The following is a 22,355-nucleotide window of genomic DNA, read 5'->3' as shown; positions in this document are numbered from 1 at the left end:
TCTTCTCGTGTCTAAACGTGTGCTTCCAGCCGCTGCACTAACTGCAGTCCTCGCTGTTACTTCTCTTTCTGGTCTCCCGCAGGTTATCGCGCAAGAAGCGGAACCGAACCAAGAATCTGTCTCCGAAAATATTCATGAGCTGGTGGATCGCGTCGGTGAAGTCGCGCGCGAGGTGTCGGCTAAGAATGAAGCAGTCAAAGAGCTGGAAGATAAGCTCGTAGCCAAGGAAGAAGAAGTCGCCCAGGCGGAGGAGGATGCCGCTCGGGCCCTAGAGCGTGTTCATGATGCGCAGGTCGATGTCACCACGCAGCAAGGCCGCGTGGACGACTTGGCGCAGTCTCGTTACCGGGGTGACTCCCGTTCTGCTCTGTCGGGCGCACTGGCGGCAGAAGACGCTGAAGACGCCGTTGAGCGCATGGGATACTTGGGTGCGCTCTCGCGCAAGGCACAGCGCACCCTCGATGCCAAGGCTGACGCCGCCTCCACGGCTGAAATAATCCAGCAAGAAGCTGCCGATGCCGCGAAAAAGGTGAGGGAAGAAAAGAAGAAGCTCGAAAAGCAGCGCGATGAGCTGGTAAAGCAAAAGCAGGCCTTGGAGGAACAGCAGGCTGGCATCGAAGCCCAGGTGGATGCGTTGAGCGATGAGCAGCGCGAAGCCTGGGAGGGACAATTCGGGGGCACGGTTAAGCCAGACATCAACTTGGGTCAGATTGCCGACGGTGCTAGCGCTGCGGCCTTATCTAAGCTGGGTTCGCCCTATGGATGGGGTTCTGCCGGCCCGGACCAGTTCGATTGCTCTGGGCTGATGTACTGGGCTTATCAGCAGATCGGAAAAACTATTCCGCGTACCTCGCAAGCACAAATCGCAGGTGGTACCCCTGTGCCAGTAGATCAGTTGCAGCCTGGTGATATTGTGGGCTATTACCCAGGAGTTACTCACGTCGGAATGTACATTGGTAACGGTCAGGTAGTGCACGCTTCGACTTACGGCGTGCCGGTTCAGGTCGTTCCACTTAATTCGATGCCTATTTCGGGGACTGCACGGTTCTAAGTGGCCCGCATACTGCTGGTAACGAATGACTTTCCTCCCAAGGTCGGAGGAATCCAGTCCTACCTTCGCGACTACCTAGAAGAACTCAACTCCGACTCTGTTGTTGTATTCGCTTCAACTCAAGAGCCGCCGGAGGATTATGACGCCTCTGTTGCATATAAAGTCATTCGGTGGCCCCACCGTGTTATGCTTCCTACCCCGGCAACTAAACGCCGTATGCAAGAGATTATCCGGCAGGAAGCGATTGATGTTGTGTGGTTCGGTGCAGCGGCACCGCTAGCATTGATGGGAAAGGCCGCGCGGCGGGCGGGGGCCCGCCGCATAGTGGCAACGACCCATGGCCACGAGGTGGGCTGGTCCATGGTCCCGGGAGCGCGACAGTGTCTGCGGCGCATCGGCGATAGCGCCGATGCTATCACTTATATCTCGGACTACACCCTGCGGCGCCTGCGCGGTCCGTTCGGACCGCACCCAGCGTGGGTTCACCTGCCTTCTGGGGTGAGTCTAGATTCGCTTTCTCCCGCAACCCATGCGCAACGCGCGGCAGCGAAAGCGGAATTCGGGGTAAGCGGGCCTACCATTGTGTGTATTTCCCGGTTAGTTCCGCGCAAGGGACAAGACCAATTACTGCGGGCAATGCCAGAGGTCAGGGAGGAATTCCCTGATGCGCAACTGATGTTGATCGGTCGCGGGCGCTATCACGGCGTATTGCAAGAATTGGCCGAGCTTTACTGTCCCGATGCGGTGATTCAACCGGCCCCCAGTATTGAAATTGCACTCCATGCTGCCGATATCTTCGCCATGCCGGCCCGCACCCGCGGCGGAGGCTTGGACGTGGAAGGCCTGGGGATTGTTTATCTGGAAGCACAAGCTTGTGGAGTCCCAGTCGTTGCAGGTGATTCTGGAGGAGCGCCGGAGACGATTACGGAGGAGACGGGTATAGTCGTGAAGGGTGATTCCGTCGATGAGCTCGTGTGTGCTTTGAAGAAGCTCTTGCGCTCGCCAGAAATGCGTACACGAATGGGGCAGGCGGGGCGTAGGCACGTTGAAAAGCAATGGAGCTGGCAGACAATGGGGCAGCGGCTGAGACAGCTGATGGCTTGATGTGACCGCGGCCCGGATGTCGGTATATTCTGATATTCATGCTTGAAAACAACTCCGCCGATCTTACTATCGGCTTCGATGTCGGTGGCACCAATGTGCGCGGTGGAGTAATAACTCGCGATGGTGAGATCCTCGCGAGTTGCTCCCTGCCAACGTCGGAGGACCCGCGCGAGCTCGATGAAGACCTGGTCGCAATCGTCGAAGAGCTGCGTGCAGATTACCCTGTCGGTGCAGTGGGCCTTGCTGTTGCGGGTTTTTTAGATCCGGAGTGTGAGACCGTCCGCTTCGCCCCGCACCTGCCGTGGCGGAATGCGCCCGTACGTAGAAATCTTGCGGAACGCTTGCGCCTGCATGTCCGGCTGGAGCACGATGCCAACTCCGCCGCTTGGGGCGAGTGGCGCTTTGGTGCAGGGCGCGGAGCAAAAGATTGGGTATTTTTTGCGGTGGGCACCGGCATCGGCGCTACCTTGATGACTCGTGACAGCATCTATCGTGGGGCATTCGGCACGGCCCCGGAATTTGGCCATATCGTCGTGGTGCCGAATGGCAGGCAGTGCTCGTGTGGCAAACGAGGATGCCTAGAGCGCTATGCCTCTGGCACAGCCTTGCCGGATACGGCGCGAGAATTGCGCCCAGACTATGACACCTCCTTGCCGCCGTATCCCACCGGTGAGCAGGTTGCACGCGCAGCACGTGAGGGAGACCCCCTCGGGATGGCGGTGATGGAGAACTTTGGGCAGTGGTTGGGCCAAGGCCTATCTATCGTGGCTGACGTGCTCGATCCTGAGCTCATTGTGATTGGCGGAGGAGTATCCCAAGATGCGGACATGTATTTGGACGAAGCCACCGCAGCCATGAGTGGGAATATCGTCGGCGCTGGGCACCGCCCCCTTGCTCGCGTTGTAACCGCAGAGTTGGGCTCGGCAGCAGGTATGATTGGCGTAGCTGATTTGGCCCGCCGGGGCCACTAGGACGAGCGAAGGACGAACTGGAGATGAAAAACAAGTGGTACTGGGCTTTTAAGCACATCTTTTTAGGGCCCGCCCTGCGTGTATGGAACCGCCCTTGGTCAGAAGGAATGGAAAAAATCCCCGCTGAAGGCCCGGCGATTTTGGCGTCCAACCACCAGGCGGTAATGGACTCTTTCTTCTTCCCTCTGTTATGCCCACGCCAAATCACCTTCTTAGCTAAGGCCGAGTACTTTACCACCCCCGGAATCGTAGGTGGTATGCAGAAGTGGTTTTTCACCTCCGTCGGGCAAGTTCCCATCGAGCGTGATCATGAATCAGCCAGCCAAGCCATGCTTGAAACAGCGCGGAAGATTTTGGGTCGCGGCGATCTCTTCGGCATCTATCCAGAAGGAACGCGGTCCCCAGATGGACGGGTGTACAAGGGCCGAACCGGGATGGGGCGCATCGCCATGGAGACTAATCAGCCTGTCTATCCTATCGCCATGATCAATTCCCGCAAGGCCAATCCGATCGGTTCGTGGATTGTTCGCCCCGCCAAGGTGGGAATGCGAGTTGGTGACCCGATCTACCCGCATGATTGGGCGCGCGAGCACGGCATGGATCCCCAAAAGCATGAGACTATCCGCGCGTTCACGGATATGGTCATGGGAAGATTAGCTGAGCTATCTGGCAATCCCTATGTGGACGTCTATGCGGCTGACGTTAAGGAATCATTAAAGGCCGGCCATGGGTACCCCGCCGGTGCGGAGATTAAAGGGAGGTAATTGCAATTCCTCAGGCCCGCTTAGCGTGGCCGGATATCGCGAAAGGAATTTCCATTATCGGCGTGGTGCTCCTACACATCACGCTGAAGGTGCCAGGAGCCGACCAAACGTGGCTAGCAACTCTCAATACCTTTCTCGATCCCCTGCGCCTTCCACTGTTCTTTCTGGTCTCCGGCTACTTCTCTTATAAAGTCTTTTGTTATAGTTTCCCGGAATTATTTATCCGCCGACTCTGGTTTTTTCTTATCCCATACTTAGTGTGGATGTCGGTGGAGCATATGACGGCGCAACTAGAATACCAATGGGTATTCGGTGACTCGCCCATGGGTATGACCACGCTGGTGCGCAACCTGTTGCTCGGGCATACCATGGCGTGGTTTATTCATGCGTTGATTTTGTTCAACTTATTTTTGTGGTGCGTGCGCACATTGCCAGCGTGGGCGGGTATTGGGCTGAGCTTTATCCCCGTGCTCTTTATTGGGTGGCAGGAACAATTTCAATTTATTAGTAAAGCCATTATGTTCCTCCCCATTTTCGTAGGTGCAGCCTATCTGCGGGAGCCAATCACGCGTTTTGCTGCCGCGGTAGAAGAGGTATTTTATGGCTCGTGGAGCATGCGCAGTATTGGGGCACATGCTGCGGCCGTCTGCACTTATTGCGCAGGTGTGGCCCTTCGCCACTTGCGGGATGTTAACGAAGTTGGCGTTGCTTTCAATTGGCCCCTAGCGGGCGCGGATTATCTAGGTGTGGGAGATGTCAACCTCTTGATGCGCGCCGTGGAACAGGCGCTGGAGGTGCCTGCGGGCATCGTTGGGGCAGTGGTCATTAGCCACATTCCGTGGATTGCGGAAGGCGTGAAGTTCGTCGGGCGGCACACGTTACCGATCTATTTGTCGCATCCCATTGGTCTGACCGTGGGCTATGGGTACTTCATGGCTCATCACGACTATGTCGTGTCAATGACGGGGTTGTGGCCGCTGGAAAACACGTGGTTCTGGATTGCTATGTGCTTTATTTTCACGGCGATATCTTCGCTGGCGCTGTGGGCGCTAGGAAAGGTTCCTATCCTTGGTTGGACACTGGTTCCGCCGCGGATCGATCGGCACCGCCCTGCCGTAGAGCCAATGGTAGTGAACAAGCAACCAACAACACAGTAATGATGACGTAGTCATTGCCAACGATGTGCTGCCACCATGTCCAAGCCAGTTCTTGATCTTCGGTATGCGGAACTTGCCAGTGGCCGCGGGCGAAAAGCGCGAGCCATGTCAGTGCCGCGAGCAGCCAGCGGCGGCTGGCGGCGAGGTAGATTCCCGCTAATACCAGCCAGGTGAAGTGGTGCGACCACGAGACGGGAGAGCACAGTAGCGAAACGGACGCTGCTAGCAGCATGAGCAGGACCTGATGGCCGTGAGAGAGGCGCTCCATGGCGAACCACACAACCGCGATGATGACGATGACACCAATGAGCCACAAAGTCTCTGCGGTGTCCGGGTTTAGGCGGCTAAACAGCCCGCGTAAGGACTGGTTGGCGCTATAAGCCAGACCACCGATGCGCTCGGAATCGCGCAGGGTGGATGTCCAATACTCCATCGAGCTATGCGGATTGGCGGCAAAGGCGAGAAAACCCGCTGCCACAAAGGAAGCCAGGGTGGTAAAAAATGCCCTCCATTCGCGGCGCACGAAGAAGACGGCCAAAAAGACGGCGGGGGTGAGCTTGATGGCAATGGCGATGCCAGTCAGGATGCCACGAGCCTTCTTTACCCACAGCAAATCAATAACTACGAGTGCGGTCAGCAGGATATTGATTTGGCCAAAGCTAAAGGTCTGAGTAATCGGCTCGGTCAGCATGGCGGCACAAAGCCCCCAGGCCGCCCATTCCTGACGGTTGAGGGACCGCAGCACCAACGCAATGCAGACCCACAATGCGAGCACGGAGAGGACCGTGACCACCATGGCGGCAGCGGTAAGGGGGATCCACTGCAGCGGGGCGAAGACCAGGGCCGCAAATGGCGGGTAGGTAAATGGCAGGGAGACGGTGCGGTCGGTCCCTACGAAATAGTCGCGATTATAAAGATCGCTGCCAAATCCAGCCCCGCCTTCGCGGTAAACATCCAGGTCGATGTGGTAAAAAGCGTGAAACTCGCCGGAGAATAGGGCAGGAATATCGATAATCCACCACAGGGCCGCAAGCGCTGACAGGATTAGGGGGAGGGCGGTAGTCCACAGGGCTTTATTATCGATTCTGTTCACCCGCAAAATTTTACAGTCGTGCGATCGTGGGGCCAATTTTCCGCGGTTATCGGCGCGACGCTAGGCTTGGGAGACGTGCGTTACTTCTATGACACCGAATTTATCGAAGATGGCAAGACCATTGAATTGGTCTCCATCGGCATCGTCGGTGAGAACGGAAGTGAATATTATGCCGTTTCTACGGATTTTGATCCGTCCAAGGCCAATTCTTGGGTCAAGGAAAAAGTCCTGGCCAAGCTACCCAGCCCCCACGATTCCGCGTGGAAGCCGGCGCTTACCATACGTACGGAAATCCTGGAATTTCTCACGCGTAGCTCTACGCCCATTGAATTGTGGGCGTGGGTGGGCGCGTATGACCACGTGGTGTTAGCGCAGTTGTGGGGCGATATGGCGAGCTTGCCCAAGCGCCTGCCACGCTATACCCGCGAGCTTAAGCAGCTGTGGGAATTCGCCGGCCGGCCCGACTTGCCAGCCGTGCCCCAGGGCAACCACGATGCGCTTGTTGATGCCCGCCATAACCTCGCCAAATTCCGCGCTTGCACCGAGGTTTTGCCCTTGTCCAAGGGTAATAGAATCAATTTTTAATAGTTAACTACCAATCGACAGGCAGCAAGTGGTTAAATGGAAGAGTGAGTTGGACAGTAGATATTCCGCGAAGTGTGCTCCCTGATCTCCCACCGCTGCCAGATGGCATTGAAGAGGTCTTCCAGGACGTCATCAAGCGCGACGCGAAGCAGCAGCCCAGTTGGGATCCCACGCAAGCCGATTACGTGCGCAAGATTCTCGAATCGGTGCCACCCATCGTCGTCGCCCCCGAGATTGAGAAGCTGAAGCGGCAGCTTGCCGATGTTGCGCTGGGTAACGCTTTCCTGCTGCAAGGCGGCGATTGCGCCGAAACCTTTGAATCGAATACCGAACCGCATATTCGTGGCAACGTCAAGACGTTGCTGCAAATGGCAGTCGTATTGACTTACGGTGCTTCCGTTCCAGTAGTGAAGCTGGGACGCATTGCTGGGCAGTATGCCAAGCCGCGTTCTTCGGATACTGACGCAAATGGCTTGTTGAATTACCGCGGGGATATCGTCAACGGCGTGGAACCTACTGATGAGGAACGCCGCCACGACCCGGCCCGCATGATCCGGGCCTACGCTAATTCCTCTGCGGCTATGAACTTGGTGCGCTCTTTGACCTCCTCCGGCACCGCCGACCTCTACCGCCTGCACGAATGGAACCGCGAGTTTGTTCGTAATTCGCGCGCCGGTGCTCGCTACCAGGACTTGGCCCGCGAGATCGAAAATGGCCTGAAGTTCATGAACGCCTGCGGCGTGCAGGATTCAACCCTGCATTCGGCAGATATTTACTGCTCGCACGAGGCGCTGCTCAAGGATTATGAACGTTCCATGCTGCGCCTAGGTGAGGACGATAATGGCGATACTAAGCTCTATGACTTGTCTGCCCATCAGTTGTGGATTGGGGAGCGCACCCGTGGGCTGGAAGACTTCCACGTGAATTTCGCCGCCATGATCGGTAACCCGGTGGGCATCAAGCTCGGGCCTGGCGCCTCACCCGAGCAGGCCGTGGAATATGCCGAAAAATTGGATCCGAACCGCGAGCCCGGCCGTTTGACTATCATTTCCCGCATGGGGCACGACAAGGTCCGCAGCGTCTTGCCACCCATCATCAAAGCCGTGGAAGACTCCGGCCACACCGTAGTGTGGCAATCTGACCCCATGCACGGCAATACCTTCACCTCTTCCAACGGTTACAAGACTCGCCACTTCGACAAGATTGTCGATGAGGTACAGGGCTTTTTCGAGGTGCACCGTGATTTGGGCACCCACCCGGGTGGTGTGCACCTCGAGTTCACTGGTGAAGATGTCACGGAATGTTTGGGCGGCGCGGAGGACATTACTGACCTGGACTTGCCGGGCCGCTATGAATCCGCCGTGGATCCGCGTCTGAATACACAGCAGTCCCTCGAGCTCGCCTTCCTCATAGCGGAGATGCTGCGGAACTAGTCTCAGCTAGACCCAGAGACTGGGGGTTCCTGTGTAATAGGAGGAACCAAACCACCACCCGCCGATAGCAACCGCACCGGCGGCCACCGCAACGGCGAGCAAAAACACCAGTAGGGAGGCCGGATGGCGATTGGTCAGGGGTCGCTCGGCAGGTTCTTCTTCTGCCGCCTGCGCTACAGGCTGCGGCGCTGTGGCTCCCGGTGCAGGTGATTGCGCTGGGGTCGGTGTGTGCGTCGGTCCTGGGACGGGCGGCAGTGGCGGCTGCGAAGAAACGTTGAAGGGCACTTCGGGCACATCGAGGCGCGTTTCGAAGTCCGGTTGCTGCGATTCGATTTCAGAGGGGATTACCTCTGTGGGCCCGCAGTCCACATGATCGGTGGTGCCGTGTGGGACAGTCTGCGTCGGCTCAAACACATCCGTGGCGCTGATACCTGAATAGTCCGTAGGCGTTTGTGCGGTGCGTGCGGCAGCGGCGTTGCGGGGAACCGGGATGGTCACCGTGGGCAATTCCAATTCCCGGCAGATATCCTCGACGGCATCTAAAAATTCTCCGGCATCGGCAAAGCGCTCGCGGGGATCGCGGGCAGTGGCGGTGGCCACGAGGGCATCGACAAGCTTGGGCATGCCTTTGCCTAGCGTGGATGGGGCAGGAACATCCGCGTTCAGGCGCGCGGTCGCATGCGCGATCGGGGTATCGCCGGAGAAAGGTACGGTTCCGGTTAAGAGCTCAAAGAGCACAATGCCAGCCGAATATACGTCGGTGGCGGGGGTCATATCCTCGCCGGTGACCTGTTCCGGTGCCAAGTATGAGACGGTGCCGACAATCATATTCGAGGTTGGCTGTGCATTTGTGGCACGGACCAATCCGAAATCGCCCAATTTCACCCTGTGATGCGAGGTGATGAGCACGTTATCCGGCTTAATGTCGCGGTGGATAAGCCCCGTCGAGTGCACCTCGGTCAAGCCTTGGAGCACGCTGCGCAACGTGGATAAGGCGGCGGGCACGGTAAGCGGGCCGCCTTCGGCAAGTAGCTCGCGTAACGTTCCGCCATCGATCAGCTCCATAATGAGGTAGAGGGGTTCGCCATCAGCGGAAAAATCATGAATGGCCACGAGGTTGGGGTGCTGCAACCGTGCCATAGCGCGGGCCTCACGGGAAAAGCGCTTGATAAAAACCGGGTCATCGTCATAACGCTCATCCATGACCTTTGCGGCCACTTGGCGGCCCAAGCGCATATCTACGCAACGATAAACCGTAGACATACCGCCGCGGGCGATGGGGCGATCGATGCGGTAACGATTTTCCAAAACGTCACCAATTTCCAACCTAGTCATACCTCCCAGTATGGCCGATCCCCTAGGCCGCGTTAAAGTAGGTGGTGTGACTACCGCAGAAATTTCCCTGAATTCTTTATTGGCCGGCGAAGAGCTCCTTAGCATGCAACAGTTGGCAGAAAAGCTAGGGCTTCCCATCACGCGCGCCTATGACCTGCTGGAGGACCGTAAAATCATTGCTTGGGACTCACCCGAAGGCAAGCGCGTGCCGATCGCATTTTTCAATAATAAGGGGAACATCGCTAAACACATCACTAGCGTTATTACCGTGCTCACTGATGGTGGCTTCGACGATGAAGAAATCCTGCGCCACCTTTTTACTGCAGATGATTCTCTGCCTGGCCGTCCCATCGACGCTCTCCACGGCCACCTTGCGCGCGAGGTTATTCGGCGGGCACAAGCATCTGCTTTTTAGTCGTGCGTTTGGGGCCTTTGCAGCCAACGCCAGTAAATAGCCACTGTGTTGCTGACCACGATAAAACGATGACGCCGATGACCCAGAACCAATTATAGAGTTGGTGGTTGCCGTCGCCGGAAAAGCTCAAGCTAATAAATAGTGTGACTCCAGAGGTAAATTTCAGCAGCCACAGTGGCGGGCGGAAGGTGCCCATGAGCGTGAAGATGGAGGTGTAGTACCACGGCAGGGTTACTGAGTTGAAGACGAAGGCAACCTGGTAGGCCGCTGCGGTGCCCATAATCGCATCGCGGGCCGTATGCCGGCTAAGCCACCAGACGATGACTAGTCCGATAAGCATGCATACCATCGAGACCGTGCGCAGTACGCCAAGAATAGCGTTATAGGAGGCGTCCGGGGCGAAAATATGTATCGCTGGGACGATGATGTCAGCGGCCAATGTTGGCCCTGCTAAGGGGTTGATCACCTTAGAGTTGCCACTTACCTGGGAAAGCCAGCCCCACGAGGTGCCAGAGGCCCAGGTAATAAGCGCTACCGAGGCGATGACTTCCACAGCGGCGATTAGCCCTGAGCAGAAAAAGACTACCGCCGTGCGCACCGCGGTAGAACCTTTGGGAGCAAAGCGGTGTAGCATCAGCCAGGCGATGAAGGGGGCCGCGAAGATCGCGGTAGCCTTCATCGCCACCGCCATGCCGACCAAAAGCAGCGCGGCGCAGAAGCGCTGGTGCAGTGCAGCCAAAAGCCCCAAGGACACCAGACCGACCATGAGTGATTCATTGTGCATGCCGCCGATGAGATGCAAGATAATGACTGGGTTGGCAACGCCAATCCACAGGGCGACCGCCGGATCCGCGCCGAGCTTTCTCGCAATGTGCGGCACTGTCCACGCAATAAGAATAAAGCCTAACAGTGATAGCAACTTATAGAAGATGATCCCGGCGGTGACGCTATCACCTACAACGGTGGTCACGATCTTGCCAATCCACAAGTGTAATGGCCCGTATGGGGTGGTGGTGTTGCGCCAGTCCTGTGAGACCTCGAGCAAGAAAGGCCCGGGATTGACGGCGGCGCCCTCAGTATAAGGGTCGAAACCATCGCGGACCATGGCGCCCTGCATGAGGTAGGAATACACATCCCTGGAAGCCAATGGAGCGGCGAAAAGAAGCGGGGCGACCCATGCAATAAGGATACGTTGTAACTCGCGTACGCCTCCCTCTGGGCGCGGGTGGATAAGATGCCGGCGAATAATCATAGCTCCAGCAAGGACCCAGGCGGCGGCGAGGAGAAAAATGCCCACCCAGTACAACACCAGCCCAAGGTTGCGCCCATGTCCATATGATAAAAAGCCGATATTGAGCGCTTCGAGCAAGCCGCCGCGATTGCGGGTCGCTCCGCCAGAAAAGGAGGAGAAAAGGAGCACGCACGAGGCCAGGAGGCCCAGAGGGAGAGCGCGTGGGGCCGGCAGGGTATACGTTTTAGCCACGGTGATACCTACTTTTGGCGCGTCGTGGCCTGAATTGCTAGGTGCTCTAACGTTTTCGTTATCTGTGAATCCACATTCGCCGCACGGAGATGGGCCAATCCGGATGTTGTTAGCGCCGTGATGCGGCGCTCAATTTCAGCGGGCGCACCGGAATCCGCAATGATTTGGGACAGGCGCAACAAGTCTTGGGGATCGGAGGTGCGGCCGATGAATTTCCGCAGGGTAGCGGCGGCGCTGGGGTCGTGTTCATCGGCGCGCTGTAGCGCTAAGGCGAGAAGCTCCGTGCGCTTGCCTTCTCGCAGATCGTCACCGGCGGGTTTACCTGTAACCGCAGGATCACCAAAGACGCCTAGTTGGTCATCGCGCAGCTGATAAGCGATGCCAATATCGTGCCCATAGCCGCGAAAAGCCGTGATTAGTTCCTCACTCGCCCCGGCGATGGCTGCGCCCAAATGCAGCGGGCGTTCAATGGTGTAGGCTGCGGTTTTATAGCGGTTAACGGAATTGCTCAGCGACACCGATTCTGAACCGGTTGCCTCTAGGGAAATATCGAGCAACTGGCCGCCTAAAACTTCGGTGCGCATTCCGCGCCACGGGTCGCGCGCACGCTGCAAAGCCTCCGGGCTGAGCCCAGAATCTTGAAACATATCCTCGGCATAGACCAGTGCAAAATCGCCCACCAAGATGGCAACAGACGTTCCGAAGAATTCCGGATCCCCTAAGTAATCGAGTTCCCGGTGGAGTTGCTCTGCTTTCCGATGCACCGTGGGTTTCCCGCGCCGGGTATTCGACGCGTCAATGATGTCATCGTGGATGAGCGCGCAGGCTTGAATGAACTCGAGAGATGACGCTGCGCGCAGCATGGCCTCTGGGGATTCCGTCCCGCGGCCTGCGGCGAGATAGCCCGCCCACGCATAGATGGGGCGGATCCTTTTCCCGCCGTCGAGAATGAATGATTCCAATAAGCTCATTGCGGTACTAACTGGGGTGCCGATCTCGGCCACGTGGTCCCGGCGCTGGTCTAAGAAGTTGGTTAACTCTTCGCGCACTGCGCCGGGGATATCCGCAAGCTCAGGAATATTCGTCATAGTCACACCTTCATACGATACCGCCTTGGGCCGAGAAGAAAATAACGCAAGAATTATAGCGGCAGGCACACTCCCAGAATTGCGAAGGGCCGGAGATCTGTGGGATAGCGATGGTGGCGCACGACATCAAAGAAACCTACAGAACGGTAGAGGCGAAAAGCCCCGTTTGCCTCCTGTGGGGCCTCCGGCGTGGACAATAGGGCGTAGCGGGCAGGGACATTCCACAACAGCCCTTTTAATAATTTCTTGCCCAAGCCGTGTCCTTGAAAGGATGGCAGCACGTGTATTTCGGCCACCTCAAAGTAACTGCGCAACATGCGCCAGTCGGACTCCGTTGGGCCGCCTGCGCTGCGCAGAGCTCGGCGCAATTCGGAGTCCCACCAACTATCTGGTGAACCCAAAAACCCATAGGCGAGGCCTACGATGCCGTTATCATGCGTAGCGATAAGCGCTGTAAACCCAGGGCGCATCGAATCCGTCCGCCAATTGTCAACGCTGCGCGAAAACGTGATCGGGTCATATCCCATGGCCTCGATGTAGATCTCCACGAGTTGGGTAGACAACATCGCGAACTCTTGCGGGGTTAAGCGCCGGATTTCGAAACTCACGTTATCCATCACACCAGATACGTGCGGCTATCGGTGGACGAGGGTGGGACGGGGTTATTCGATAGAGCCTTAAAAATTCGAACATAGCACGATGGATTCAGGATTGGAGCAGGTAAAAATATTGATTAATTCGAACGTTTGAACTACCATTATGGGTAGATGTCCGGCTTGCTGGTTAAGGTGAACGGCAATCGAGCATGATTAGTTATTGGCGCAGTACAGGAGGAAATAATGGCACAGATTATTTCGGCAACGCAGTCCCGCTCTACCGGTCACCTAGCTGGCAAGCAGGGGGCGAAGCGGGCTCACTTTCTTTTTCAAGCTCGTGAGCTATTGGATCGGGCAAGAAGCTATGCGGCGGATGGCCGCTTTGATCAGGCGCTGGAGGTTGCCTATCAGTCTGCATTGCGCACGGCTGGCGCGCGGGTGGCCGTGTCGGTGGTCTCTCGCCGCCGACGTCTGCCAACGAGCGCGTGGGATCGCTTGGCTCTAGTAGGAGCCGGAGAAAAGCAGTGGGCGGAGGTTTTTAAGTCCTATTCCCGTACACGCGCCCGGGTGGCATCTGGCCTGGATGCAACTCCGGATGAAGAATATGTATATGGATTAATGCAGCAGGCGGCGCAATTCTTGGATGAGAGTGAAACCGAGACAATTTTAGGATCTTTCGCTGCATAATCACTTTTGAGAGGAGTGACTATCTTTTAGGGAACATACTGGTTACTCTGGACGTTAGTATTGGTAGAAGAAATATCGGCCGAAGCCCAGTCCCTAGTTGGAGGAACAGTGTCTCTTTCTGAACAGGAGCAACGCACGCTCCGTGAAATAGAGGAATCGTTATTAGCGGACGATCCTAAGTTTGGCGCTTCTGTGTCTAAATCTACTTCGATCGGTGCTTCCGGTGGTGCATTTACCCTGCGTGGGGTTGCGCTCATTGTGGTTGGTCTGTGCATGCTCGTCGGCGGCGTGGCCTTGGCGCAGCAAAGCTTGTGGTTTATTGCGCTGTCTATCGCCGGATTCTTGGTCATGTTTGCCTCTGGTGTGTGGATGCTCCACGGCGACCGGCCTACTAGTGGAGTAAGGGAAAAATCCACTAATGGAAAGGTGAGGAAAGCCGCGCCGTCTCGTAAGAATGGAGTAGGTAGCAAGCTTGAGGAAAACTTCCGTCGGCGTTTTGAGGAGAATTAACCGCGAGCTCTCCATTTCCCCAGTCACTTGAAAGAGTGGCTGGGGATTTTTTCGCCCTCACCAAAATTCCCCACTTTGCCCCACTAATTGACCACAACATGCAGATCGGTGCGGGCTTGTGGGTAGCGGAGGGTGATAACAGGTCCAATATGCAGGCAATGTGCTGTAAGTGACGTATGGGGCGAAGTAATTTTGTTGTGACAGTTATGGCTAAAGGGGTGAGTTTTCGGGGCTGTCAAGATGGGATGTAGGATTTCTTCCCACCGAAAAAATGCCTTTTTACCTGCATGTTCCTTTTGGTTTACCGTAGATGTGGCGATTTAAGTGGGGAATGTGGGGGAAAGTGGGGTAGAGTGGGGCGCAGCGGAGGATTGGGGTTGAAAAACTCTCTTCCGACGTGAGGGAATCCGGTGTTATCGAATGAGGAAGGTGGAAGCCGGGATGTTTCTCGGAACCTACACTCCGAAACTTGATGACAAAGGGCGCTTAACGCTTCCTGCAAAATTTCGTGATGAACTCGCCGGTGGCTTGATGGTTACTAAGGGACAGGATCATTCTTTGGCCGTGTACCCGCGGGAAGAGTTCGCCGAACGCGCACGGAAGGCCGCGGCGGTTTCTCGAACTAATCCGGAAGCACGCGCTTTTATTCGTAACTTGGCGGCAAGTGCGGACGAACAGCGGCCTGACGGGCATGGTCGCATCACCTTGTCCGCCGGTCACCGTGAGTACGCGGGCTTGTCCAAAGAGTGTGTGGTGGTTGGCTCGGTGGATTTTCTCGAAATTTGGGATGCGGCAGCGTGGGCTGAGTACCAATCGCAAACTGAAGATGCTTATTCGGCGGCAGATGCCGATGACGTACTTGCGGGCTTGCTTTAGAAGCCTGCATATCGAGTGCGTGTAAGGACTCTGTCCGAGGTGGATGATTCTGGTGTACTTCCCCGATATCAGAAACCTACCTCGGACAGGGCCCTATATGCACTCGGCATGCTTTCCACGATGGGAAGTCCTGCACAGCGGAAATGAGAAAGGGGGGACGCGGGGAGACATGGCTACAACTAACCTTAATTACGATGTGGTGGATAACCACGGACATGTGCCGGTCATGCGCGAGCGCATGGCAGAGCTTCTGCGCCCTGGGGTGGAGACTGCGGGCCCGCAGGCTGTTCTTGTGGATGCCACCTTGGGTGCCGGGGGGCATAGCGAGTACTTCCTTCAGGCCTTTCCGCAGGCGCAGGTTATCGGTGTGGATCGCGATGAGCAGGCATTGCAAAATGCTACTGCGCGGCTAGCGCCTTTTGGCTCGCGTTTTTGTGCGGTTCATGCTCGCTTCGATGAGCTCGGTACCGCCATTGCCCAAGGTGAGGGTGAGATCTTTGCTACTGCCCGCTCCCACGGCATCTCGGGAGCCTTGTTTGATTTGGGTGTTTCTTCCATGCAGCTGGATCAAGCAGAGCGCGGCTTTGCTTATAAGACCGACGCGCCGCTAGATATGCGGATGGATTCCAGCCACGGTTTTACCGCTGCTGACGTACTCAATACGTACTCGCACAAAGACTTGGCACGGATTCTCAAGACCTATGGTGACGAGCGCTTTGCCGGCAAGATTGCCTCCGCTGTTGTCAAGGAGCGAGAGAAGGAACCTTTTAGCACCTCGGGCCGCTTGGTGGAACTTCTTTATTCGAGCATTCCGGCGGCGACTCGCCGCACGGGTGGGCACCCAGCAAAGCGCACCTTCCAGGCGCTGCGGGTCGAGGTAAACCGTGAGTTGGAGGCTATTGAGAATGTGCTTCCTGTCATCACCAGTGCGCTATCTATCGGGGCCCGTGCAGTCTTTATGAGTTACCAGTCCTTAGAAGATCGCCTTGTCAAAGCGGCATTCAAGGATCTATCTACGTCCACCACGCCTATCGGCTTGCCGATGGACCTGCCGGGTACCGCACCGGAATTCGCCACGGTAACCCGCGGGGCCGAAAAGGCATCTCAAGCGGAAGTAGATGAAAATTCCCGCGCCGCATCCGTGCGCGTGCGCGCCCTAGAACGGCTGAAAGGCACGCCAGAATTTTTACCCCCGGGAGGCAAGAAATGAGTACCATCCCACGTCGAAATCAGCACTTAACGGGTAGCCGCGACAGACAGGCCACTCGCAGTATGGGCGCCAGCCGGGACTTCACCACCGGAATTGATACGGGAGCGCCAACCGCAGTGCGCGAGCGTACCTCTACCAGAACTGCTGGGACAACGGCACCCCGGACCGTCCCTAGTCGTACCAGGATTCCACACCGCGGGGCGAATCGGCTGGGTTCGAAACAGGTCGTCAGCTTCCGTGGCCGGCAACTGCAATCGCAGGCGAAGCAGAATTATTCTTATACCCGCGTGGCTGTCTTGGCCGCCACCTTGCTCATCGGCGGGGTAGTGCTAGCCATGTGGCTGTCTGGTTTGTCGACCACGCAGACGTTTAAAATCCAACAGCTGACTGTGCAGGAATCGCAATTGGATAACCAGGTTGAATCGCTCAACCGGGACGCCGAAAATTTGAGCTCCTCGGCCGATATTGCCCGCCGCGCTGATGAATTGGGCCTGGCAGTGCCCAAGCAACCTGGCGTGACTGAGGTAGGCGGGGATGGAGAGATCATCGCCAAGCGCGAAGGCACTCCGGATACGGAAAAACTTATCGATGTCAACGGCGAGCCCATCCGTCCGGGGCAAGCGTCAAGCGACCCGAAGGACACTGAGGGAATGTCTGATTCCCTTAACGCCGTACCGCGCGGTCAGCAGCAATACGTCGGCACCGATGATGCGGACGAGGATAGGGGCGAGTTCCGCGGTAGCGATGACGCAGATAACCACGATAGCGCTGGCGAAAATCGCCCCCACCTTCCCGTCCGCGCGCCGTATACCGGCTAGAACGATTAAACGGACAGAATAAGTTGTGAAATTCTAGGTGCTCGCGCGTGGTAGCGCGGGCCCAGCCCATTCTGTAGGGCACAATCGGTACATGCAAGAACCTGTGGCGGCGAAGGGAAGGTGATTAGGCACCGTGACTGCACCGAATAATGGTGGTAACCGTAGGGACAGTCCGCGGCCGCGCCGCGCTGTGGGCTCTGTTGTGCCCCAAAAAGCCATCATGCGCCAGCGTCTGCGCATCATTTTGACCTGCGTTATTGTCGTCGGTGTGGCTTTGGGCGGTCGCCTCGCCTGGGTGCAACTGGTGTGGGGTCCAGATCTTGCGGCGAAGGCTGTTACCCAGCGCGAACGCGTCTATATCGATCCTGCCCGCCGCGGAGAGATATTGGACCGCGATGGCCAGCGTTTGGCCTATACAATGAAATCTCGTTCTTTGACTGTCTCTCCGGCGCGCCTGCGCGTTGAACTCAAGGAGCAGGCCAAGATTGAGGCCACCTCCGAAGGCAAGCTCGAGGGCTTGGATGACAGTAGCAGAGATGAGTACCTCACCAAGCAAATGGAGGACAAGCTCAAAGAGATGGCTGAAGGGATCCCGAAAATGATTGCGGATTCGGGTGCCTCTGCTTCCAAGGTTGAAGCGGACGATATTAAAAACAAGCTCAAGGCTGATACCCAGTATGAGGTTTTGGTTCGCAACGTGGATCCGGATGTCGCCGTGGAGATTTCCAATAAGTATCACGGTGTGGCGGCTGACCGGCAAGATATCCGCCAGTACCCCAATGGGGCGATTGCTGAAAACATTGTGGGTAAGGTATCGATGGGCGGCCACGGCCAATTTGGCTTTGAGGCAGCCCGCGATACCGAATTGACCGGCATCGATGGGCAGTCTACGGAGGATGTCTCCACCGACGGGCAGGTCATACCCGGCACCTTGCGCGATGTTGTGGAGGCCGTCGATGGCCGCGATGTCACCCTTACCCTGGACTTGGATCTGCAGACTTACGTCCAGCAAAAGTTGGAAAAGGCCAAGGCCAATTCTCAGGCGGAGGGGGCCGAGGCGGTGGTGCTTGATGCAGCGACGGGCCAGGTGCTCGCCATGGCTAACACTGACACGGTGGATCCAAATAAAGATATTGAAAAGCAACTCAAAGAAGGCAAAGACTTTGAGAATCGCAGCATCTCCCATCCCTACGAGCCGGGTTCGGTAGCTAAGGTGGTGACGGCGGCAGCTGCTTTGCAAGAAGGCATCACCACGCCGGATGAGGTGCACCAGGTACCCGGTTCCATCGATATGGCTGGTGTGACCGTCAACGATGCCTGGGCCCACGGCACTGAGCCGTACACCACCACCGGGATCATTGGTAAGTCTTCCAATGTGGGCACCCTGATGATAGCTGACAAACTTGGACCCGAAAAGTATGCGGATTATCTGAAGAAGTTCGGGTTGGGCGCGACCACGGGTGTGGAGCTTCCGAATGAATCCGCCGGTACTGTGCCAGACCTAGAACAGTGGTCAGGTGGCACCTTCGCCAACCTGCCCATCGGCCAGGGCCAGGCGTGGACAACACTGCAGATGGCGAGCGTCTACCAAGCAATTGCCAATGGCGGCGAGCGCATCGAACCGCGCATCATTGCTGAGATCAAAGGCCCCGATGGCGAGATCGAACAACTCGCCGAGCCGAAGAAGACCCAGGTTGTGGACAAAAACACCGCCCAAACCACGGTGGATATGTTCCGCTCTGTCTTCCAAGATGACGACGCCGGCGTGCAGAGCGGCACGGCCGCAAATGCCCAATTGGAGGGCTACCAGCTATCCGGCAAAACCGGTACCGCGCAGAAAGTAGATCCGAATTCCGGGGCGTATTCTAATTCCGCGTATTGGATCACTTTCGCGGGCATCGCACCTGCTGATGACCCACGGTTCGTCGTTGCAGTCATGGTTGATGAACCTAAGTCCGGCGTGGAAGACAATGGCGGAGGCGGCCAGTCTGCGGCCCCCATATTTCGGGATATTTCCTCCTGGCTGCTCAATCGCGACAACATTCCCACCTCGAACCCAGCGCCGCGGTTGTTACTGCGGGAACAATAGGAGCTTGAAATGTCTGTTTCCTTAGAAAAACTTGCGCAGCTTTCACACGGACGCCTCATCGGTGATGGCACCGTAGAGGTCAGCGCGTGCGGCTTGGATTCCGCCCGCCTTCCCGCTGGCGCGCTATTCGCGGCGCTTCCCGGTACGCGCGTGCACGGCGCCCAGTTCGTCGGGGATACCCAGGCGGGCGCGGTTCTTACCGATGCCGCCGGGCTTGACCATCTCCGCCAAACTAACGAGACCCGGCCAATTATCGTAGTAGACGATATCCGCGCCGTCTTAGGTCCTATCGCGGCAGAAATATATGGACATCCCACCCGCGATCTAACGGTATTGGGGATCACCGGTACATCCGGCAAGACCACGACTAGCTACTTACTGGAGGCTGGCCTTTTACACGCCGGCCATTCAGTGGGGCTTATCGGCACTACCGGCACTCGCATCAATCGCACCCCGGTGCCTACCTCCTTGACCACACCGGAAGCGCCACGGCTCCAAGAGCTTTTTGCCCGCATGAAGGACGAGGGTGTCACCCACGTGGTGATGGAAGTCTCCTCTCACGCCTTGGAGCTCGGCCGGGTGCGCGGAACCAACTTTGCGGTCGCTGGGTTCAGCAACCTCAGCCAGGACCATCTCGATTTCCATCCCACGATGGAGGAATACTTTTCTGCCAAGTCCCGGCTGTTCTTGGGTGAGCAAGCCTCTCAACGGGCTGTCATCTGCGTCGATGATGAGTGGGGCGAGCGCCTCCACGGGCTGGTAGCAGACGCAGGCACCCCGGTTACGACGGTGGCAACGCGCGCAGGCGATGCCACGATCACTGCCCAGCAAACAGCCACCGAGCCGACCGGGGCACAAGAGGTCGACCTCGACTTGGACGGCACCGATTATTCCTTCCGGCTGCCGTTGCCCGGCGAGTTCAATATCGCCAATGTTGCACTCGCCCTGGGGATGGCCACTGCCGTGGGTGAAGACCCACAGGCATTCTTGGCCGGGGTGGAAAATGTTGCAGTTCCCGGGCGCATGGAAAGGATCGACCGCGGGCAAGACTTCGTAGCCGTGGTGGATTATGCCCACAAGCCCGCTGCCATTGCGGAGGTTCTCGATACTTTGCGCCAGCAAGTGGAGGGCACTTCCGGGCGCGTCGGCGTTGTCGTCGGTGCTGGTGGTGATCGCGATAGCACCAAGCGCCCGGTGATGGGAGCGGCCGCGGCCACCCGGGCGGAACTCACGGTGGTTACTGATGATAATCCCCGCACCGAAGACCCTGCCGCGATCCGTACGGCGGTCATTCAAGGCGCGCGGCAGGCTGCACCCCACGGCGATATTAGGGAGATTGCCTCCCGCTCGCGCGCCATTGATGAGCTGGTGAATTGGGCGCAGCCGGGCGATGCCATCATCGTCGTTGGGAAGGGGCACGAGGTAGGCCAGCTCGTCGGCGAGCGCACCCTGCATTTTGATGACCGAGAAGAAATGGCGCGCGCTATTGAGGAAAAGCTGGCGGGAATGGCGTATCGCGATACTCTTAGGGGTACGAAGGAGTAGCAATGATTCCACTTTCTATTGGAGATATCGCCGCGATAACCGGCGGTAGGCTGGATAGCGTAGATGATCCCGATAGGCGCGTAACCGGTTTCGTGGAGTTTGATTCGCGCAAGGTCACCAGCGGCAGCCTGTTCGTAGCCCTGCCTGGTGCCCGCGTCGATGGCCATGACTTCGCTAAAAAGGCCATCGAACAAGGCGCCGTGGCTGTGCTAGCCGCTCGGCCGGTGGGGGTACCGGCGGTAGTCCTTGAGCCCCAAGGCCGCGTAACCGGTGATTCTGCAAATGCAGATATTTATGCCAACGATGAGGATGGCTCTGCCGCCGCTGTGATTGGGGCTTTATCTGATCTGGCACGCGAGGTGACTTCCCGCCTCGCAGCGGAGCAAGGCCTAGATATTGTCGGCGTTACCGGCTCCGCGGGTAAGACCTCTACAAAGGATTTGTTGGCCACCATTTTTCGCGCCGAGGGCGAAACCGTGGCTCCTCTCGGCTCCTTCAATAACGAGGTAGGCCTTCCCTATACCGCCCTGCGCTGCGATGAGCACACCCGTTTCCTGGTAGCGGAAATGTCCGCGCGCGGCATCGGCCATATTCGCCACCTGACGGAGATTACGGCTCCTACGGTGGGTGTGGTGCTCAACGTAGGCACCGCGCATCTGGGTGAGTTCGGTTCGCGAGAAAATATCGCCCTGGCCAAAGGCGAGCTCATTGAGGCTCTTCCCGCCGCAGCAGACGGCGGGGTAGCGGTACTCAATGCGGATGATCCTTTCGTGGCTTCCATGGCGCCGCGAACCCAGGCGAAGGTGGTATTTTATTCCGCCAGCCGCCCGCATGCCGCGGACGCGCAGTACTATGCCACGGATATTGAGCTTGATGATGTCGCCCGCCCATCCTTTACCTTTCACGCCCCAGCCGTGCCACCGATGGAGATTAAGCTGCAGGTCTTTGGCAAGCACCAGGTTTCCAACGCCATGGCTGCGGCCGCTGCGGCCATTGAATCGGGTGTGGATCCCGCGGTTGTGGCTCGGGCGCTGAGCGGGCACCAGACGAGCTCGGCGCATCGCATGGACGTGCGGACCCGCCGCGATGGTCTCACCGTTATCGATGACTCCTATAATGCCAACCCGGATTCGATGCACGCCGCGATTGCTGCTTTGGCCTATACTTCCGCCGGCCGCCCCGATGCCCGCTCCATCGCGGTGCTCGGGGAGATGGGCGAGCTCGGCGGTGAGGCTGTCGAAGCTCACCGCATGTTAGGTTCGGTACTCTCTAAATACCATGTGGACCACCTAGTCGCAGTAGGACAAGGAGCGAATACCATAGCCATGGCGGAGGCCGCTCACGCGCACGGCATCCAGACCGAACTTTGCCCCGATATTGAGGCCGCGACGGCGGCCGTGGAAAATATCCTGCGGGTAGCCCCTGCCGGGGTAGAGGACTGGTCCGCGCGTTCGGCTAAGGACGTCGTCCTCGTGAAATCTTCGAATGCCCAGCGCCTGTGGCGCGTGGCAGAAAAGCTCAATCGCCGTTAGTCACCATCTCAAG

General features: G+C 57.5%; 21 protein-coding genes. 16 read left to right on the top strand and 5 right to left on the bottom strand.

What is annotated here, in order from left to right; all coding sequences use genetic code 11:
* Positions 1 to 7 precede the first annotated feature (7 nt).
* The 5 genes from D9V82_RS05180 to D9V82_RS05160 all read left to right on the top strand — a co-directional run bounded on the left by D9V82_RS05180 (position 8) and on the right by D9V82_RS05160 (position 5,047).
* On the top strand, positions 8 to 1,051 hold the full coding sequence (locus D9V82_RS05180; protein WP_121911366.1) for a C40 family peptidase: 1,044 nt from the start codon (positions 8 to 10) through the stop codon (positions 1,049 to 1,051).
* Positions 1,052 to 2,155 carry a glycosyltransferase family 4 protein gene (locus D9V82_RS05175; RefSeq protein ID WP_121911365.1) on the top strand — a complete coding sequence of 368 codons (1,104 nt, stop codon included), beginning with the start codon at positions 1,052 to 1,054 and terminating at the stop codon, positions 2,153 to 2,155.
* 38 nt (positions 2,156 to 2,193) lie between these two features.
* Positions 2,194 to 3,126 carry an ROK family protein gene (locus D9V82_RS05170; RefSeq protein WP_121911364.1) on the top strand — a complete coding sequence of 311 codons (933 nt, stop codon included), beginning with the start codon at positions 2,194 to 2,196 and terminating at the stop codon, positions 3,124 to 3,126.
* 23 nt (positions 3,127 to 3,149) lie between these two features.
* A complete protein-coding gene (locus tag D9V82_RS05165) occupies positions 3,150 to 3,890 on the top strand; it encodes a lysophospholipid acyltransferase family protein (protein ID WP_121911363.1) in 741 nt (246 codons plus the stop codon).
* A 62-nt stretch (positions 3,891 to 3,952) separates the two neighbouring features.
* Entirely contained in the window at positions 3,953 to 5,047 is a 1,095-nt protein-coding gene (locus D9V82_RS05160) for a hypothetical protein (RefSeq protein WP_220702656.1), read from the top strand.
* On the opposite strand, the gene D9V82_RS05155 is transcribed toward D9V82_RS05160, so the two are convergent.
* Positions 4,953 to 6,140: a glycosyltransferase 87 family protein gene (locus D9V82_RS05155; protein ID WP_121911361.1), complete on the bottom strand. Its 1,188-nt coding sequence runs from the start codon at positions 6,138 to 6,140 to the stop codon at positions 4,953 to 4,955. The genes D9V82_RS05160 and D9V82_RS05155 overlap by 95 nt on opposite strands.
* Positions 6,141 to 6,215: 75 nt before the next feature.
* On the opposite strand from D9V82_RS05155, the gene D9V82_RS05150 reads away from it, so the two are divergent.
* Both D9V82_RS05150 and D9V82_RS05145 read left to right on the top strand, forming a co-directional pair.
* Positions 6,216 to 6,725 (top strand): polyadenylate-specific 3'-exoribonuclease AS, encoded by a 510-nt coding sequence (locus tag D9V82_RS05150; RefSeq protein WP_121911447.1) that lies wholly within the window; start codon positions 6,216 to 6,218, stop codon positions 6,723 to 6,725.
* Positions 6,726 to 6,769: 44 nt separating this feature from the next.
* Positions 6,770 to 8,158, top strand: coding sequence for a class II 3-deoxy-7-phosphoheptulonate synthase (locus tag D9V82_RS05145; protein WP_121911360.1), 1,389 nt, complete (start codon positions 6,770 to 6,772; stop codon positions 8,156 to 8,158).
* A 6-nt stretch (positions 8,159 to 8,164) separates the two neighbouring features.
* On the opposite strand, the gene D9V82_RS05140 is transcribed toward D9V82_RS05145, so the two are convergent.
* Entirely contained in the window at positions 8,165 to 9,493 is a 1,329-nt protein-coding gene (locus tag D9V82_RS05140; protein ID WP_121911359.1) for a serine/threonine-protein kinase, read from the bottom strand.
* A gap of 10 nt (positions 9,494 to 9,503) precedes the next feature.
* Here D9V82_RS05140 and D9V82_RS05135 point away from each other — a divergent pair, with 10 nt between their 5' ends.
* Positions 9,504 to 9,908, top strand: coding sequence for an Rv2175c family DNA-binding protein (locus D9V82_RS05135; protein WP_121911358.1), 405 nt, complete (start codon positions 9,504 to 9,506; stop codon positions 9,906 to 9,908).
* On the opposite strand, the gene D9V82_RS05130 is transcribed toward D9V82_RS05135, so the two are convergent.
* Genes D9V82_RS05130 through D9V82_RS05120 form a run of 3 tightly spaced genes read right to left on the bottom strand, consistent with a single transcriptional unit; the run spans position 9,877 to position 13,087 of the window.
* On the bottom strand, positions 9,877 to 11,391 hold the full coding sequence (locus tag D9V82_RS05130; protein ID WP_121911357.1) for an alpha-(1->6)-mannopyranosyltransferase A: 1,515 nt from the start codon (positions 11,389 to 11,391) through the stop codon (positions 9,877 to 9,879). The two genes, D9V82_RS05135 and D9V82_RS05130, sit on opposite strands and share 32 nt — an antisense overlap.
* 8 nt (positions 11,392 to 11,399) lie before the next feature.
* Positions 11,400 to 12,479, bottom strand: coding sequence for a polyprenyl synthetase family protein (locus D9V82_RS05125; RefSeq protein WP_121911356.1), 1,080 nt, complete (start codon positions 12,477 to 12,479; stop codon positions 11,400 to 11,402).
* A 53-nt stretch (positions 12,480 to 12,532) separates the two neighbouring features.
* Positions 12,533 to 13,087 carry a GNAT family N-acetyltransferase gene (locus tag D9V82_RS05120; RefSeq protein ID WP_121911355.1) on the bottom strand — a complete coding sequence of 185 codons (555 nt, stop codon included), beginning with the start codon at positions 13,085 to 13,087 and terminating at the stop codon, positions 12,533 to 12,535.
* A gap of 231 nt (positions 13,088 to 13,318) precedes the next feature.
* On the opposite strand from D9V82_RS05120, the gene D9V82_RS05115 reads away from it, so the two are divergent.
* The 8 genes from D9V82_RS05115 (at position 13,319) to D9V82_RS05080 (ending at position 22,342) form a co-directional block, all read left to right on the top strand.
* Positions 13,319 to 13,762: an SAV_6107 family HEPN domain-containing protein gene (locus D9V82_RS05115; protein WP_121911354.1), complete on the top strand. Its 444-nt coding sequence runs from the start codon at positions 13,319 to 13,321 to the stop codon at positions 13,760 to 13,762.
* A gap of 108 nt (positions 13,763 to 13,870) precedes the next feature.
* Positions 13,871 to 14,272: a DUF3040 domain-containing protein gene (locus D9V82_RS05110; protein ID WP_121911353.1), complete on the top strand. Its 402-nt coding sequence runs from the start codon at positions 13,871 to 13,873 to the stop codon at positions 14,270 to 14,272.
* A 441-nt stretch (positions 14,273 to 14,713) separates the two neighbouring features.
* A complete protein-coding gene (gene mraZ / locus D9V82_RS05105; protein ID WP_034654127.1) occupies positions 14,714 to 15,148 on the top strand; it encodes a division/cell wall cluster transcriptional repressor MraZ in 435 nt (144 codons plus the stop codon).
* A 169-nt stretch (positions 15,149 to 15,317) separates the two neighbouring features.
* The gene (gene rsmH, locus D9V82_RS05100; protein WP_121911352.1) at positions 15,318 to 16,358 is read left to right on the top strand and encodes a 16S rRNA (cytosine(1402)-N(4))-methyltransferase RsmH; all 1,041 of its coding nucleotides are present in this window, start codon (positions 15,318 to 15,320) and stop codon (positions 16,356 to 16,358) included.
* Entirely contained in the window at positions 16,355 to 17,176 is an 822-nt protein-coding gene (gene ftsL / locus D9V82_RS05095; protein WP_121911351.1) for a cell division protein FtsL, read from the top strand. Before rsmH ends, ftsL begins: the two co-directional genes overlap by 4 nt.
* A 220-nt stretch (positions 17,177 to 17,396) precedes the next feature.
* Positions 17,397 to 19,265: a peptidoglycan D,D-transpeptidase FtsI family protein gene (locus tag D9V82_RS05090; protein ID WP_121911446.1), complete on the top strand. Its 1,869-nt coding sequence runs from the start codon at positions 17,397 to 17,399 to the stop codon at positions 19,263 to 19,265.
* Positions 19,266 to 19,274: 9 nt separating this feature from the next.
* A complete protein-coding gene (locus tag D9V82_RS05085; protein WP_121911350.1) occupies positions 19,275 to 20,810 on the top strand; it encodes a UDP-N-acetylmuramoyl-L-alanyl-D-glutamate--2,6-diaminopimelate ligase in 1,536 nt (511 codons plus the stop codon).
* A gap of 2 nt (positions 20,811 to 20,812) precedes the next feature.
* A complete protein-coding gene (locus D9V82_RS05080) occupies positions 20,813 to 22,342 on the top strand; it encodes a UDP-N-acetylmuramoyl-tripeptide--D-alanyl-D-alanine ligase (RefSeq protein ID WP_121911349.1) in 1,530 nt (509 codons plus the stop codon).
* Positions 22,343 to 22,355: the final 13 nt, after the last annotated feature.

The sequence above is a fragment of the Corynebacterium macginleyi genome, from assembly GCF_003688935.1.
In the GTDB taxonomy this organism is placed as follows: Bacteria; Actinomycetota; Actinomycetes; order Mycobacteriales; family Mycobacteriaceae; genus Corynebacterium; species Corynebacterium macginleyi.
Note: the sequence above shows the minus strand (reverse complement) of the source record. Positions and strands in the feature narration are given on the sequence as shown.

Bases quoted from the DNA above. Each gene is read 5' to 3' on its own strand.
- ftsL (WP_121911351.1), top strand. From the start codon at position 16,355: ATGAGTACCATCCCACGTCGAAATCAGCACTTAACGGGTAGCCGCGAC.
- D9V82_RS05085 (WP_121911350.1), top strand. From the start codon at position 19,275: ATGTCTGTTTCCTTAGAAAAACTTGCGCAGCTTTCACACGGACGCCTC.
- D9V82_RS05115 (WP_121911354.1), top strand. From the start codon at position 13,319: ATGGCACAGATTATTTCGGCAACGCAGTCCCGCTCTACCGGTCACCTA.
- D9V82_RS05140 (WP_121911359.1), bottom strand. From the start codon at position 9,493: ATGACTAGGTTGGAAATTGGTGACGTTTTGGAAAATCGTTACCGCATC.
- D9V82_RS05135 (WP_121911358.1), top strand. From the start codon at position 9,504: ATGGCCGATCCCCTAGGCCGCGTTAAAGTAGGTGGTGTGACTACCGCA.
- D9V82_RS05090 (WP_121911446.1), top strand. From the start codon at position 17,397: ATGCGCCAGCGTCTGCGCATCATTTTGACCTGCGTTATTGTCGTCGGT.
- D9V82_RS05170 (WP_121911364.1), top strand. From the start codon at position 2,194: ATGCTTGAAAACAACTCCGCCGATCTTACTATCGGCTTCGATGTCGGT.
- D9V82_RS05165 (WP_121911363.1), top strand. From the start codon at position 3,150: ATGAAAAACAAGTGGTACTGGGCTTTTAAGCACATCTTTTTAGGGCCC.
- D9V82_RS05125 (WP_121911356.1), bottom strand. From the start codon at position 12,479: ATGACGAATATTCCTGAGCTTGCGGATATCCCCGGCGCAGTGCGCGAA.
- rsmH (WP_121911352.1), top strand. From the start codon at position 15,318: ATGGCTACAACTAACCTTAATTACGATGTGGTGGATAACCACGGACAT.
- mraZ (WP_034654127.1), top strand. From the start codon at position 14,714: ATGTTTCTCGGAACCTACACTCCGAAACTTGATGACAAAGGGCGCTTA.
- D9V82_RS05080 (WP_121911349.1), top strand. From the start codon at position 20,813: ATGATTCCACTTTCTATTGGAGATATCGCCGCGATAACCGGCGGTAGG.